Source organism: Curvibacter sp. EU05-FHT14A10, assembly GCF_058791075.1.
In genome coordinates this window covers 263,520-277,631 of the sequence record NZ_JBYTDE010000004.1, presented here as the reverse complement: position 1 = coordinate 277,631, position 14,112 = coordinate 263,520, and the positions used below count along the sequence as shown (strand labels likewise).

At 64.3% G+C, this 14,112-nt stretch carries 12 protein-coding genes; 7 read left to right on the top strand and 5 right to left on the bottom strand.

The window, feature by feature from the left end; translation table 11 throughout:
* Positions 1–11: 11 nt before the first annotated feature.
* The 3 genes from AC3WUT_RS09855 to AC3WUT_RS09845 form a co-directional block, all read right to left on the bottom strand.
* Complete coding sequence (locus AC3WUT_RS09855; RefSeq protein ID WP_492346899.1) at positions 12–434, bottom strand: ExbD/TolR family protein; 423 nt, start codon at positions 432–434, stop codon at positions 12–14.
* A 49-nt stretch (positions 435–483) separates the two neighbouring features.
* Complete coding sequence (locus tag AC3WUT_RS09850; RefSeq protein WP_492346898.1) at positions 484–1,305, bottom strand: MotA/TolQ/ExbB proton channel family protein; 822 nt, start codon at positions 1,303–1,305, stop codon at positions 484–486.
* 65 nt (positions 1,306–1,370) lie between these two features.
* Entirely contained in the window at positions 1,371–2,036 is a 666-nt protein-coding gene (locus tag AC3WUT_RS09845) for an energy transducer TonB (RefSeq protein ID WP_492346897.1), read from the bottom strand.
* Positions 2,037–2,450: 414 nt separating this feature from the next.
* On the opposite strand from AC3WUT_RS09845, the gene AC3WUT_RS09840 reads away from it, so the two are divergent.
* The 3 genes from AC3WUT_RS09840 to AC3WUT_RS09830 all read left to right on the top strand — a co-directional run bounded on the left by AC3WUT_RS09840 (position 2,451) and on the right by AC3WUT_RS09830 (position 8,100).
* Positions 2,451–4,697: a TonB-dependent receptor gene (locus AC3WUT_RS09840; RefSeq protein WP_492346896.1), complete on the top strand. Its 2,247-nt coding sequence runs from the start codon at positions 2,451–2,453 to the stop codon at positions 4,695–4,697.
* Positions 4,698–4,843: 146 nt separating this feature from the next.
* Complete coding sequence (locus tag AC3WUT_RS09835; protein WP_492346895.1) at positions 4,844–6,763, top strand: alpha-amylase family glycosyl hydrolase; 1,920 nt, start codon at positions 4,844–4,846, stop codon at positions 6,761–6,763.
* 26 nt (positions 6,764–6,789) lie between these two features.
* Positions 6,790–8,100 carry an MFS transporter gene (locus tag AC3WUT_RS09830; RefSeq protein WP_492346894.1) on the top strand — a complete coding sequence of 437 codons (1,311 nt, stop codon included), beginning with the start codon at positions 6,790–6,792 and terminating at the stop codon, positions 8,098–8,100.
* A gap of 9 nt (positions 8,101–8,109) precedes the next feature.
* Here AC3WUT_RS09830 and AC3WUT_RS09825 read toward each other — a convergent pair whose 3' ends face one another.
* Together AC3WUT_RS09825 and AC3WUT_RS09820 are read right to left on the bottom strand one after the other, a co-directional pair.
* Positions 8,110–8,394: a late competence development ComFB family protein gene (locus tag AC3WUT_RS09825; protein WP_492346893.1), complete on the bottom strand. Its 285-nt coding sequence runs from the start codon at positions 8,392–8,394 to the stop codon at positions 8,110–8,112.
* A gap of 134 nt (positions 8,395–8,528) precedes the next feature.
* Positions 8,529–9,404: an amidohydrolase family protein gene (locus tag AC3WUT_RS09820; RefSeq protein ID WP_492346892.1), complete on the bottom strand. Its 876-nt coding sequence runs from the start codon at positions 9,402–9,404 to the stop codon at positions 8,529–8,531.
* Positions 9,405–9,519: 115 nt separating this feature from the next.
* Between AC3WUT_RS09820 and AC3WUT_RS09815 the strand changes: the two genes are divergently transcribed.
* From AC3WUT_RS09815 to AC3WUT_RS09800, 4 genes are read left to right on the top strand one after another with little or no spacing between them, the layout of a single operon-like run.
* Positions 9,520–10,314, top strand: a complete 795-nt coding sequence (locus tag AC3WUT_RS09815; protein ID WP_492346891.1) for a crotonase/enoyl-CoA hydratase family protein — start codon at positions 9,520–9,522, stop codon at positions 10,312–10,314.
* A 38-nt stretch (positions 10,315–10,352) separates the two neighbouring features.
* Positions 10,353–12,239, top strand: a complete 1,887-nt coding sequence (locus AC3WUT_RS09810; RefSeq protein WP_492346890.1) for a feruloyl-CoA synthase — start codon at positions 10,353–10,355, stop codon at positions 12,237–12,239.
* 2 nt (positions 12,240–12,241) lie between these two features.
* Positions 12,242–13,006, top strand: coding sequence for an SDR family NAD(P)-dependent oxidoreductase (locus AC3WUT_RS09805; RefSeq protein ID WP_492346889.1), 765 nt, complete (start codon positions 12,242–12,244; stop codon positions 13,004–13,006).
* A 44-nt stretch (positions 13,007–13,050) separates the two neighbouring features.
* On the top strand, positions 13,051–14,046 hold the full coding sequence (locus tag AC3WUT_RS09800) for a Bug family tripartite tricarboxylate transporter substrate binding protein (RefSeq protein WP_492346888.1): 996 nt from the start codon (positions 13,051–13,053) through the stop codon (positions 14,044–14,046).
* Positions 14,047–14,112 lie beyond the last annotated feature (66 nt).

Below are 14,112 nucleotides of genomic sequence, written 5' to 3'. Positions count from 1 at the left end.
GGAGCCCGGGCTCAGTTGGAGGCGGGCTCGGTGATGAAGCCCACCTTGGTGATGCCCGCACGCTGCACCGCATACATGACCCGGCCCACCGACTCGAAGTCGCTGCGCGCGTCACCCCGGATCTGGACTTCAGGCTGAGGCACCTTGACGGCGAAGGTCTTCATGCGGTCCAGCAGGTCGGTGGAGTTCTTGATGGGCGTGTCGTACAGAAAAATATGGCCTGAGGCATCCACCGAGATGATCACGTTCTCGGGCTTGGTCTCGCGCACCACGTTTTTCTCTTTGGGCAGATCCACCTTGACCGAGGTGGTCACCACCGGGATCGTGATCAGGAAAATGATCAGCAACACCAGCATGACGTCCACCAGCGGCGTGGTATTGATCTGGCTGAGGACTTCGTCTTCGCCCGAGTCGGCACCGACATTCATGGCCATGGTTGGGGTCTCCTGCGCGCCGCCGAAGCGGCTCTGATGTCAATGGGATTCACTTCTTGGCAGTGGCCAGCAGCACCGAGTGCAGGTCGTTGCCAAAGGCGTTGATGTCTTCCATGGCCGACTTGTTGCGGCGCACCAACCAGTTGTAGCCCAGCACGGCAGGCACAGCGACCGCCAGGCCGATCGCCGTCATGATCAGGGATTCACCCACCGGGCCCGCCACCTTGTCGATGCTGGCCTGACCCGACATGCCGATTTTGACCAGCGCGTTGTAAATGCCCCAGACCGTGCCGAACAGCCCAACGAACGGACCGGTGGACCCCACGGTGGCCAGCACGGCCAGGCCGTCCTGCATGCGGCTTTGCACATTGCCAATGGCGCGCTGGATGCTCATCGTGACCCAGGTGTTGAAGTCGACCGCCCCGAGCATGCCCTCGTGCTTGCTGGCACCTTCCAGGCCTTTCTCGGCAATGAAGCGGTAGGGGCTGTCGGCGTGCAGTTCGTCGGTGCCCTCGCGCACCGAGCCCTTGGTCCAGAAGTTGTCTTGCGCCTTGCGGGCAAAGCCGGCGTTGCGGTTCTGCTCGAAGAACTTGGTGACGATCACGTACCAGCTGCCCATGCTCATGAGCACCAGGATCAACAGCGTGCCCTTGGCCACGGCATCGCCCTGGGCCCACAGGGCCCCCAGGCCATAGGGGTTGTCGGTGCTGGCTTCGGCGGCCGCGCCGGCCGGTGCCGGTACCGATGCCACCTGGGTGGCTGTCGTTTCTGCGGGGGCAGCCGCGTCGGCCGCCCAGACAGCGCCTTGGCCCAGCCACAGGCTGGCACTCAGGCCGCAGATCACAGCGATGGACTTGATGATTTTGAACATGGTGGAAGAACTCCTCGAAAAATGATGTCGTTTGTTTTCTGTGGCGATCAGGGTGGCCAGCCGGCTCATTCCAGACGCCACGTGTACTTCATGCTGGCCCAGCTCTGTTCGGGCTTGCCATCGGTGCTCGCCGGCTTGAACTGGCAGCGCGCCAGGGCCAGCCGGGCCGCCTCATCCAGGCGTTTGAAGCCCGAGGTGCTTTCGACCTGCGAATCCACGACGCGACCATCCACGTCAACCAGGAAACGCAGCTGCACCGTGCCCTCTTCTTCGGCCCGGCGCGACGCGGCGGGATAAGCAGGCTTCTCGCAGTTCTGAGCGCTGATCACAGCGGCGGTGCGCACAGGCGCCGCAGGCGGTGGCGGTGGCGCGGGAGGTGCCGGTGGTGGCGGCGGCGGTGGTGGTGGCGCGGGGGGCTGAGGCGTGTTCGACACCGCAGCAATCGCATTGGCGGCCGCCGGCGCGTTGCTCACCACGGCCGCAGGCGGCACATAGGCCGGCGGTGGCGGTGGCGGTGCGTTCTTGGGTGGAGGCGGCGGTGGCGGCGGCGGAATGTCGGGTTTGGCCTCCTCCAGCAACTGGGCCTCAACGGGCCCCTTGATCACTTTGACGAACTTGCGGGCCAGGCCCGAATTGATCGCCCAAAAGATCAACGCATGCAGCACCAGCACCAGGCACAAGCCGACGACGTGCTTGCGAGGGGTGCGTTGCCGACTGGCGTAGTCATTCATCAAACAGGGTCTCCTCTGGTTTGGACTTCTCAACAGCACGCGAATTGATTCATCGTGCAAACGTTTGCAATCGTAGTTTGTGCCGAAAAAATCAATACTAGTGATAACCCTAGACACACTTGCACAAGCTCTTTCGAAGTGAACCCCCTCTGTTGCAAGCCAGATACACTAGGGAAATCACTTAATTTTCAACCCACTACAGAGGAAGCAAGGCACCTTGGCAGCCTCATTTTCAATAACGGCTTCATGCCAATTTGATTTAAATGATAAAACCATCTTTGCAATCGTTTGCATGATCCAACACAATGCGATCACTCGCGGTAGGCATGCCTTGTGTGCCGAGAGTCACCCCAGCCGACAACCGGGCTTGCAGCGAGGTTTCGGCTCACTCATGAAACGTAGAAGGAGACTTTTGTGAAAAAGAAGCACCCAGCCATCGTTCCCACCAAGGTGGCGATCGCCGCCTCGATCGCGGTCCTGCAACTCGGCGCCGCATGGGCCCAGAACGCCCAGCCCGCCACGGCTGGCTCTGGCCTGAATCTGGACGAGATGGTGATCACTGCCACCCCGGAAGCACGCTCCAAGATGAAGCAGAGCTTGTCCGTCAGTTCGATGGACGGCGACCAGATCCAGGACGCGATGCCCGCCAGCTCGGCCGAAATCCTGCGTTCCATCCCGGGCATCCGCGCTGAAGCCAGCAGTGGCGAAGGCAATGCCAATGTGACCGTGCGCGGCCTGCCGATTTCAGCTGGCGGCTCGCGCTATGTGCAGTTCCAGGAGGATGGCCTGCCCGTTCTGCTGAACGGTGACTACAACTTTCTGACGCCCGACGTGTACATGCGCGCCGACATGGGCACGGAAGGCGTCGAAGTGGTGCGCGGTGGCTCGGCCTCGACCATGGCCACCAACGCCCCGGGCGGTGTGATCAACTTCATCAGCAAAACAGGCGAAGTCGAAGGCGGCACGATCGGCCTCACCACGAATGTCGGCGGCTCGACCAGCCGCCGCCTGGACCTGAACTACGGTGTGCGCATCTCTGACACCGCCACCTTCAACGTGAGTGGCTATGCACGCGACGGCCAAGGGCCTCGCGCCACCCAAGGCGTCAACATGGAGGGCGGCGGCCAGATCCGACTGGCACTGAACAAGGACCTGGGGGGTGGCAACAACATCAAGGTCTACGCCAAGTTCCTGGACGACAAGACGCCCCTGATCATGGATGCCCCGGTGCGCATCGTGAACGGTCAGATTGTTCAGCTCAATGGCGTCAATCCCGGCACCTTCTCCCCCTATGCCGGAGGTCTTCCCCGCATTGCCAACTGGGGCCTGTATGGCGGCGGCCCAGGCAACATGAATGATGGTCTGCGCGCCGTGTCCAAGGCTTTCGGCGCCGAGGTGAACCTGGACCTGGGTGGCGGCTGGCGCCTCAACGACAAGTTCCGCATCTCGTCCAACGGCGGCTCGTTCAACGGCATCATGCCGGCCGCCTATGGCCCCACCAACAACCTGACCAATCCGACCTCGTCGAACGCCAGCGGCTATCAGGCCCTGTTCCTGGGTTCACGCTTCAACGATGCCGGCCTGGCCGTCAACGACCTGAAGGCCTCCAAGACCTTCCAGATGGCCGACAAGGCCAAACTGACCAGCACGGTCGGTGTCTTCATGGCCAGCCAGAAGCTCAACATGGACTGGGAAATCGGCGGCTTCAACGCGAGCCTGCCAGTCAATGGCAACAGCACCTATGGCCCCTACAGCAGTTGGTATCAGCGCAACGTGAACGAGACTTTCAACAGCCTCGCACCTTACGCCGCGCTGGGCTATGAAAGCGGCCCGCTGAACATTGACGCCAGCGTGCGCTTCGATCGCCAGAAGGTGACTGGCAGCTGGGCTGACAGTGGTTCCAAGGGCGGCCTGGGCATCGGCTACCACTCCGATCTCAACTCGTACTCGGTGGGTGCCAACTACAGCCTGAGCAAGGACACCGCCCTGTTTGCCCGCATCAGCAAAGGCGGCGCCCTGCCCAGCGATCGCATCCTGGCCTACGGCGGTGCCTGCGGCAACAACTGCCTGCAAAACGGCAACCAGACCCCCAACACCGTCACCCAGTACGAAGGCGGATTGAAGTGGCGCAATGGTCCGGTGACCACCTTTGTGACCTTGTTCCAGGCCAAGACCGACGAGACGAACTACGACGTGACCACGGGCGTTTCCTCGGCCAACAAGTACGACGCCAAGGGTGTGGAACTGGAAGCCAGCTACAAGGCCGGCAACTTCCGTCTGAACGGCGGCCTGACCGTGACCAATGCCAAGGTGACCGACTCCAACATTGCCGGTTATGCGGGTCTGACCCCGAACCGTCAGGCCAAAGTGATCTTCCAGTTGGCACCAAGCTACCGCTTTGGTGCGGCCACCGTCGGGGCCTCCATCATCGGAACCACCTCTTCGCTGGATGGCCAGACCACGGCGTTGCAGGCCACGCTGCCGGGCTACACCTATGTGAACGCCTTTGCCAAGTACGACGTGAACGCGGCCACCACGGTGATGCTGGGCGTGAACAACCTGTTCAACACGCTGGGCTACACCGAGATCAACACCGACCGTGCTGCAGCCCGCTCGATCACCGCACGCACGGTGCGTCTGTCGGTTCGCTACAACTTCTGATGAGAAGGCAGGCCGTCGCTGGCTGCCCCGGCGCCGGCCTGATGAGTTTTAACGCGGTATCTCCAAACCTCTCTTGAAGCCCGTGCGGCACGGTCGACCCCCGGCCAGCCGTGTCCGTGCGGCGCTCTTTTCCCTGATTGCACCCTATGAATTTCGTCGGAGCCAGCCACCCTCTCCAAGCCAGCGAGTCTGTGTCGCCCAGCGTGTCGGACTTTCTGCAGTCCATCCCACCGGCGCGGGCCACGCTGTTGCGCGAGCGGCTGGAGCGCGAACTCCCCCGGCTTCGGCGGTGCCTGGACCCGCTGTATGGCCAGACACCCTGCTTCGAATCGTTTTTCAATACCGTCCTACTGAACGCCCTCGCATCCGCCGAGCAGCGCGACGCCGACCTCTGGCAACTGGACCTGCACCGCGAGGCTGACCCCGCCTGGCATCAAAGAGGCCTGAGCGGCTATTGCACCTATGTCGACAAATTGGCCGGCACCCTGGCAGGGGTACAGCAGCGCATCGATTACCTGCGCGAACTGGGCGTGAATTACCTGCACCTGCTCCCCTTCTTGAAAGCCGGCACCGCCCCCAATGACGGCGGTTTTGCAGTCGCCAGCTTTGATGAGGTGGAACCCTCCCTGGGCACCCTGGCCGACCTGCGCTCGCTGTGCCAGGCACTGCGCCAATCGGACATCAGCCTGTGCAGCGACTTTGTGCTGAACCATGTGTCGCACGAGCACCCCTGGGCCAAGGCGGCCCGGGCCGGTGACCCGCGCTATCTGCCGTACTTTCACTGGCTGCCCAATGAGGCTGAAGTCCGGGCCCGCGAGCAGCATCTGGTCCAGATCTTTCCGGCCACCGCACCCGGCAATTTCACCTGGATTGCAGAACGCCAGGCCTGGGTCTGGACCACCTTCTACCCCTACCAGTGGGACCTGAATTACGCCCACCCGGCCGTCTTTGCCGACATCGCGGCCGCGCTGCTGAACCTGGCCAACCAGGGCGTGGAGTCCTTCCGACTCGACTCGACCGGCTTTCTGTGGAAGCGCGCAGGAACCAACTGCATGAACCAGCCCGAGGTGCACCTGATCGTGCAAGCCTTGCGCAGCCTGTGCGCCATTGCCGCCCCGGGCGTGCTGCTCAAGGCAGAAGCCATCATGCCGACCCGGGAACTGCCGCCCTACTTCGGGCTGGGGCCGGTGGCCGGACCTGAATGCCACATTGCTTACCACTCCAGCCTGATGGCGGCCAGTTGGGTCGCCCTGACCGAGGAAAGTCCGCAGCTGATCGAGGAGGTGTTGCGCAATACGCCCGAACTGCCCGTGGGCGCCAGTTGGTTGAGCTACGTGCGCTGCCACGACGATATCGGCTGGAATGTGTTGCGTCCCGAACTGCTGGCACTGGGCGCCGACCCTGTGGCTCGTCTGGGCCGGGCTGCCGCCTTCCTGGCTGGCGAGACCCCGGGCAGCTATGCGCGAGGTGCGCGCTTTCAGGCCAACACACCAGGGACGGTGCATGGCAGCAACGGCATGACCGCCGCACTGGTGGGTTTGCATCCCGATCTGCCCGCCGACCACCCCGACCAGCAGGCGCCCCTGCGTCGCCTCGGGTTGATGATGTCGCTGAGCTTTTTTGTGGGCGGCCTACCCCTGATCTACATGGGCGACGAACTGGGTCTGGACAACACATCGGAGGCAGAGGTGCAAGCACGCCAAGGCGCTGATGGGCGCGAACTCCACCGCCCACGACTTGACGAAGCCGCCCTGGCACGCCGGCACCAACCCGGTACGGTGGCCGCACATGTCTTTTCGCTTTTGCAAGGCCTGAACCGCCTGCGCCGTGAACGCCTGAGCCTGGACGGCCCGATCCGCCTGCAAGTGCTGCCGTGCCGGTACCCAGGCTTGCTGGCCTTGCAACGCAATCAGGAAGTCGGCCTGTTCAATTTCAGCCCGGAGCCGTGCAGCATCGAGCTGTCAGAGCTGAGCAAGCCCGCGCTGCAGAATCTGAGCCTGAATGAAAGCCACCCTGTGAGCTCAGTGCACCTGGAGGGCCATGGCTGCGTCTGGCTCGGTGCCTGACACAGCCCCCCCAAGGAGACCAACGAATGCGAGACAAGCATCAGAAGCCCTGGCTGACGCTGTGGCAGATCCTGCAGATGAACCTGGGGTTCTTCGGCATCCAGTACAGCTTTGGCCTGCAGCAGGCCAACATGAGCCCGATCTACAAATACCTGGGCGCCGATGAGGGCAGCCTGCCGTTTCTCTGGCTGGCCGGCCCCATCACCGGCCTGCTGGTACAGCCCATCATTGGCGCGCTGAGCGATCGAACCACCGGCCGCTGGGGGCGGCGCACGCCTTACTTCCTGGTTGGGGCCGTGCTGTGCAGTCTGGGCCTGCTGCTGATGCCTTTCAGCCCCAGCCTGTGGTTTGCCGCCAGCCTGCTGTGGATTCTGGATGCAGCCAACAACGTGACCATGGAGCCCTACCGGGCCTACGTGAGCGACCGCCTCAACCCGGGTCAACATGCCTTGGGATTCCTGAGCCAGAGTGCCTACACCGGGCTGGCCCAGACCCTGGCCTACCTGACCCCCTCTTTGCTGGTGATGTGGGGGCTGGACAAAAACGCCCTGGGTGCCAACCACATCCCCCAGATCACCGTGATTGCCTTTGTGATCGGGGCGGTGTTCTCCATCGGCACCGTGGCCTGGTCGGTCTGGTCCACACCGGAGCTGCCCCTGAGCCCCGAGGCACTGGCCGAGCTGCGCGCCAGGCCCTCAGGGTGGCGCGCCACCCTGACAGAGATCGTCGAGGCCGTGCGCGACATGCCCCAGATGATGCGCCGCCTGTGGTGGATGAAGCTGTTCCAGTGGTACGGCATGCTTTGCTACTGGATTTACGTGGTGCCGTGCCTGGCCCGCTCGGTGTTTGACACCCCCGACGCCCAGTCGGAGGGCTTTCGCGATGCCAGCCTGCTCAACGGTGAGATCGGGGGGTTCTACAATTTTGTGGCCTTTTTGTCCGCCTTCGCACTGGTGCCTCTGAGCAGGCGCTTCGGCCCGGCCCGGGTGCACGCGCTGTGCCTGACCCTGGCGGGCCTGGGCATGGCCGTTCTGCCCTCTTTGCAGTCGAAGGCCCTGCTGTTCATCCCGATGCTGGGCGTGGGCCTGGCCTGGGCCAGCATCATGGGCAACCCCTACATCCTGTTGGCGTCGAGCATTCCGAAGGAGCGCGCCGGGGTGTACATGGGCCTGTTCAACATGTTCATCGTGTTGCCCATGATCCTGCAAATGCTGACGCTGCCGCTTTACTACGACAGTCTGTTGGCCAGCGACCCGCGCAACGTGTTGCGCCTGGCCGGTGGGCTGCTGGTGGTGGCGGCCGCCTTTTCTTGGCGGCTGCATCGCCAGCCTCGCTGAAGCGGCAGCTCAAGCGGCCTGGCGTTTGGCGACGCGCTCGGCCACAAAACGGAAACCGAAACTGAGGGCGTCTTCCATGGCCTGCTCGATACCGTGGCGCTCTTTCTCGGTCAGGTAGAACATCAGGTCCACATCGTGACGCACATAGCGTGCCGGCAGACGGTTCAAGGCCACGCACGCCACATCGGCCAGCATGTCGTGGGTGAAATCAGGGTATTTCTCGGAGCGGTGGCTGACTTCCTCGAACACCAGCCGCTCATAGAAATTGTGGATCTGCTCAAAGTCGGTGCTCATGGTGGTCTCCTTCGCGCTGTTGGGGGCCTGTTTTGTTGGAGGCCTGTTTAGCGGCCAGACTCCAACATTAACAGCGAGCCCCGGCCGCCACAAGACAGAAAGGGCCTGCCCTCGGGCTGGCCCTGGCCGCGGGCTCAGGCGTCCTGGCGGTCCAGACCCAGCAGGCGCACCGCGTTGTCCTTCAGGATGCCGGGCATCACTTCGGGCTTGAAGCCGGCCACCTCGAAATCCTTCATCCAGCGCTCGGGCGTGATCAGCGGGTAGTCACTGCCGAACAGGATGCGGTCCTTCAACAAGCTGTTGGCGTATTGGATCAGTTGCTTCGGAAAGTACTTGGGGCTCCAGCCCGACAGGTCGATCCAGACATTGGGCTTGTGCGTGGCCACCGACAGGGCCTCGTCCTGCCAGGGGAAGCTGGGGTGGGCCATGACGATCTGCATGTCAGGGAAGTCGATGGCCACGTCGTCCAGGTGCATGGGGTTGCTGTACTCCAAGCGCAGGCCGCCGCCGCAGCGCATGCCGCTGCCGATGCCGCTGTGGCCGGTGTGGAAGATGGCAGGCAGCTTGTAGTGGTTGATCACCTCGTAGATCGGCCAGGCCATCTTGTCGTAGGGGTGGTAGCCCTGCACCGTGGGGTGGAACTTGAAGCCCTTGATGCCGTGCTCGGTGATCAGCTTCTCTGCCTCACGCGCGCCCATCTTGCCCTTGTGCGGGTCGATGCTGCCGAAGGCCATCATCATGTCGCTGTTGGCCTTGGCCGCCTCGGCGATCTCTTCGTTGGGCACGCGCTTGCGGCCCAGCTTGGATTCACTGTCCACCGTGAACATCACCAGACCGATCTTGCGTTCGCGGTAGTAGGCCACGGTTTCTTCGATGGTGGGGCGACGGTTGCTGCCGAAGTACTTGTCGGCAGCACGGTCGTATTCCTCGCCGTAGTTGTCAAAGGGGTTCCAGCAACTCACTTCGGCGTGGGTGTGGATATCGATGGCAATCAGGTTCTTGTAGTCCATTGACGGTCTCCTGGGGTGGATAGAAACAAGGGTTTTCACCAAGATCAAAGCGGCTCTGTTGGCTTGAATTGGTTATTTTTTATAACCATAATCGATTCAACAACGGAACGCAATCATGAACCAGACATCCTCCCATCCCGACCTTCAAATCGAATTTCATGGCGACGAACAGCAAGTGGCCGTGCTGCGACTGACCCGTCCGACCAAGCGCAATGCGCTCAATGACGGGCTGATCATCGCGATCCGCAATGCCTTCGATGGCCTGCCCGAGACCGTGCGCGCTGCCGTGATCGACGGCCAGGGCCCGCACTTCTGCGCCGGCCTGGATCTGAGCGAGCTCAAGGAGCGCGATGCCGGTCAGGGGGTGCACCACTCCCGCATGTGGCATGCGGCCCTGGAGCGTGTGCAGCATGGCCCGGTGCCGGTGATTGCGGCCCTGCATGGCGCCGTGGTGGGGGGCGGGCTGGAACTGGCCAGCGCCTGCCACATCCGGGTGGCCGACGAGACCACCTTCTACGCGCTGCCTGAAGGCTCGCGCGGCATTTTTGTGGGCGGCGGCGGCGCGGTGCGCATCCCGCGCCTGATCGGTGCGGCCCGCATGACCGACATGATGCTGACCGGCCGCGTCTACAACGCCGCCGACGGCGAACGCATCGGCATGGCCCAGTACCTGGTGCCTGAGGGCACCGCCTTCGACAAGGCCCTGGAGTTGGCCCTGCGCGTGGCCCAGAACGCCCCGCTGACCAACTACGCCCTGATGCATGCGCTGCCCCGCATTGCCGAGCAGCCAGCCGACCAGGGCTTCTTCACCGAAGCCCTGATGGCCGCCATCGCGCAAAGCGCCCCCGAGGCCAAGGACCGCGTGCGTGCCTTCCTCGAAGGCCGTGCCGACAAGGTGCGCAAGGACTGAACCCAGCCGCCCCAACAACCACCACCGAGCAGAAGAACATGAGCGAGACAAACCAAGCTGCGGCCCCGGCCCGCTACCGCCCCCTGGAATTCGGTGTCACCCGGGTTCAGTTGCACACCGGCCAACCCGGTACCCGCTACCTGCAGGCCGAACAGCCGCTGGCGTCGCATGCCGAGCGCATGACCGACCGGCTGCTGCACTGGGCGCAGACCGAGCCCGAGCGCACCTTCATGGCCCAGCGCCAACGCGACAGCCAGGGCCGCACCGGTGAGTGGCGCCGTGTGAGCTATGCCGAGGCCTTGCAGACGGCGCGGCGCATCGGCCAGGCCCTGCTCAACCGGGGCCTGAGCGCCGAACACCCGGTGGTGATCCTCAGCGAAAACAGCCTGGAGCACGCGCTGCTGGCGCTGGGCTGTGTGTATGCGGGCATCCCGCACTCGCCGGCCTCGCCGGCGTACTCCACCATCAGCCAGGACTACGACAAGCTGCGCCACGTGATCAACACGCTCACGCCCGGCCTGGTGTTTGCCACCGAGGGCAGCCGCTTCGCCAAAGCCATCGCCGCGGCGGTGCCGGAGCGGGTGGAAGTGGTGCTGGTCTCGGGCGAGGTGCCGGGCCGGGCCCACACGGCCTGGAGCGATCTGATCGCCACCGAGGCCACCGACACGGTGGACACGGCCATGCAGGCCACGGGGCCGGACACCATCACCAAGTTCCTGTTCACCTCGGGCTCGACCAAGCTGCCCAAGGCGGTGATCAACACCCACCGCATGTGGTGTGCCAACCAGCAGCAGATGCGCCAGTCCATGCCGGTGCTGGGTGATCCGGAGCAGCCTCCGGTGCTGATCGACTGGCTGCCCTGGAACCACACCTTTGGCGGCAACCACAACGTGGGCCTGACGATCTACAACGGCGGCACGCTCTACATCGACGACGGCAAGCCCACGCCAGCCATGATCGGCGAGACCCTGCGCAACCTGCGTGAGATCGCCCCCACGGTGTACTTCAACGTGCCCACCGGTTTTGAGGCCATCGCCAATGCGATGAAGACCGACGATCTGCTGCGCAAGACCCTGCTGTCGCGGGTGCGCATGTTCTTCTACGCCGGGGCTGCCCTGGCCCAGCCGATCTGGGACGATCTGCACGCGCTGCAGGAAGCCGAGGTGGGCGAACGCATCGTCATGGGCACCGGCCTGGGCATGACCGAATCGGGGCCGTTTGCGCTCTACATCACCAACCCACAAGTCAAGTCGGGCGACCTGGGCGTGCCCACCCCAGGCCTGCAGCTCAAGCTGGTGGACAGCGATGGCAAGGTCGAGGTGCGCTACCGCGGCCCCAACATCACGCCGGGCTACTGGCGCGCCCCGCAAGAAACGGCCGCCCACTTCGACGAAGAAGGCTTCTTCTGCAGCGGCGATGCCGTGCAGTGGATCGATGACAGCAACATCCACCTCGGCCTGCGCTTTGACGGCCGCATCGCCGAAGACTTCAAGCTGGCCACGGGCACCTTTGTGAGCGTGGGTCCGCTGCGGGCCAAGATCATCGCGGCCGGCGCCCCCTATGTGCAGGACGCCGTGCTGACCGGCATCAACCTCAAGGAGGTGGGCGCCCTGCTGTTCCCGACCCAGGCCTGCCGTGCCCTGAGCGGGCTGCCCGCTGACACGCCCTGGGCCGAGGTGTTGAGCAGCGCCCCGGTGCTGGCCAAATTCCAGCAGATCGTCGATGAGCTGGCCAGCCACGCCACCGGCAGCGCCAACCGCATCGCGCGCGCCGCCCTGCTGACCGAGCCGCCCTCGATCGACCGCGGCGAGGTGACCGACAAGGGCTCGATCAACCAGCGCGCCGTGCTCAAGCACCGCGATGCCCTGGTGCAGGGCCTGCACGAGGGCAGCCTGCCCCATATCTTCCAACCTCAAGGAAACTGACCATGGACATCCAAGGACAAGCCGCGCTCGTCACCGGCGGCGCATCGGGTCTGGGCGAAGCCACCGCCCGCGAACTGGCCCGCCTGGGCGCACGCGTGGCCGTGCTCGACGTGAATGCCGAACTGGCCGCCAAGGTGGCCGCCGACATCGGCGGCATCGCCTGCGTCTGCGACATCACCAACACCGACAGCGTGCAGGCCGCCCTGGCCCGCGCCACCGAGGCCCATGGCCCGGCCCGCATCCTGATGAACATCGCCGGCATCGGGACCGCCAAGCGCGTGGTGCAAAAGGATGGCAGCGCCGCGCCGCTGGAAGACTTCAGCCGCGTGGTGACCGTGAACCTGATCGGCGCCTACAACATCAGCCGCCTGTTTGCCGCCCAATGCGCCAAGTTGACCCCGCTGGAAGACGGCGAGCGCGGCGTGATGATGTTCACCGCCTCAGTGGCGGCCTTTGACGGGCAGGTCGGCCAGCAGGCCTACAGCGCCTCCAAGGGCGGCCTGGTGGGCATGACGCTGCCGATGGCGCGCGATCTGGCGCAGCATGGCATCCGGGTCTGCACCGTGGCCCCGGGCCTGTTCGCCACGCCACTGATGAAGCAGTTGCCCGAGCCGGTGCAGGCTTCGCTGGCGGCCTCCATCCCCTTCCCCTCGCGCCTGGGCAAGCCCGAAGAATTTGCCCAGTTGGCCTGCCACATCGTCACCAACGGCCACCTCAATGGTGAGGTGATCCGGCTCGATGGTGCCTTGCGCATGGCGCCGCGCTGAAATCGATCGATTCAGCAACTTTTCAAAAATAACGGAGACAAATCATGAGCAATCGTCGTCAATTCATCCAGGCCCTGAGCGCCCTCGGCGCCCTGGGCGGCAGCGGCCTGCTGGCCCCCAACGCCTTCGCCCAACTGGTCGACCAGTGCAAGATCTTCTACGGCTTTCCGGCCGGCAGTTCGGGCGACAGCGTGGCCCGCCGCGTGGGCGAGAAGATGGCTGGCACGGCCTTCAGCAAGAACCCCGCGGTGGTCGAGAACAAGCCCGGCGCCGGCGGCCGCATCGCCCTGGAATCGCTCAAGCCCGCACCCGCTGATGGCTCGGTGCTGGCCCTGTCGCCCTTCTCGGCCCTGGCCATCTACCCGCACATCTACAGCAAGATGAACTACGAGATGAAGGACTTCGTGCCTGTCTCGATCGGCGCCGTGATGCACCATGGCCTGGCCGTGGGCCCGCTGGTGCCGGCCAGCGTGAAGACACTCAAAGACTTCCTGGCCTGGGCCAAGGCCAACCCCAAGGATGCCAGCTATGGCTCGCCGGGCGCCGGCTCCACGCCGCACTTTCTGGGCGCCCTGCTGGGCCTGAACAGCGGCGTCGAGATGCGCCACGTGCCCTACCGCGGCTCCATCCCCGGCGTGACCGACCTGGTGGGCGGGCAGATCGCCGCCATGCTGACCCCCAGCGGCGACTTCATCGCCAATGCCAAGGCCGGCAAGCTGCGCATCCTGGCCACCTCGGGCGAAAAGCGCTCGCCCTTCCTGCCCGACGTGGCCACCTTCGCCGAGCAGGGCTTTGCCGACCTGACCACCGAAGAATGGTTCGGCTTCTACGCCCCGGCCAAGACCCCTGCGCCGGTGGTTGCTGCCGCCAACGCCGCGATCAACGCGGCCCTCAAGGAGAAGATCGTGATCGACAGCCTGGCGCTGGTCGGCCTGATCGCCCAAGGCTCGACCGCCGAGGAGATGGGCCGCTCGCAAAAGCACGAGTTCGAGCGCTGGGGCCCCCTGGTCAAGCGCATCGGCTTCAGCGCCGAATCGTGATCGCGTGACCTCCTGATCCCGCCATGGGGCCCCGCGGGGCCCCTTGTTGTCTTAGCCCACCCACTT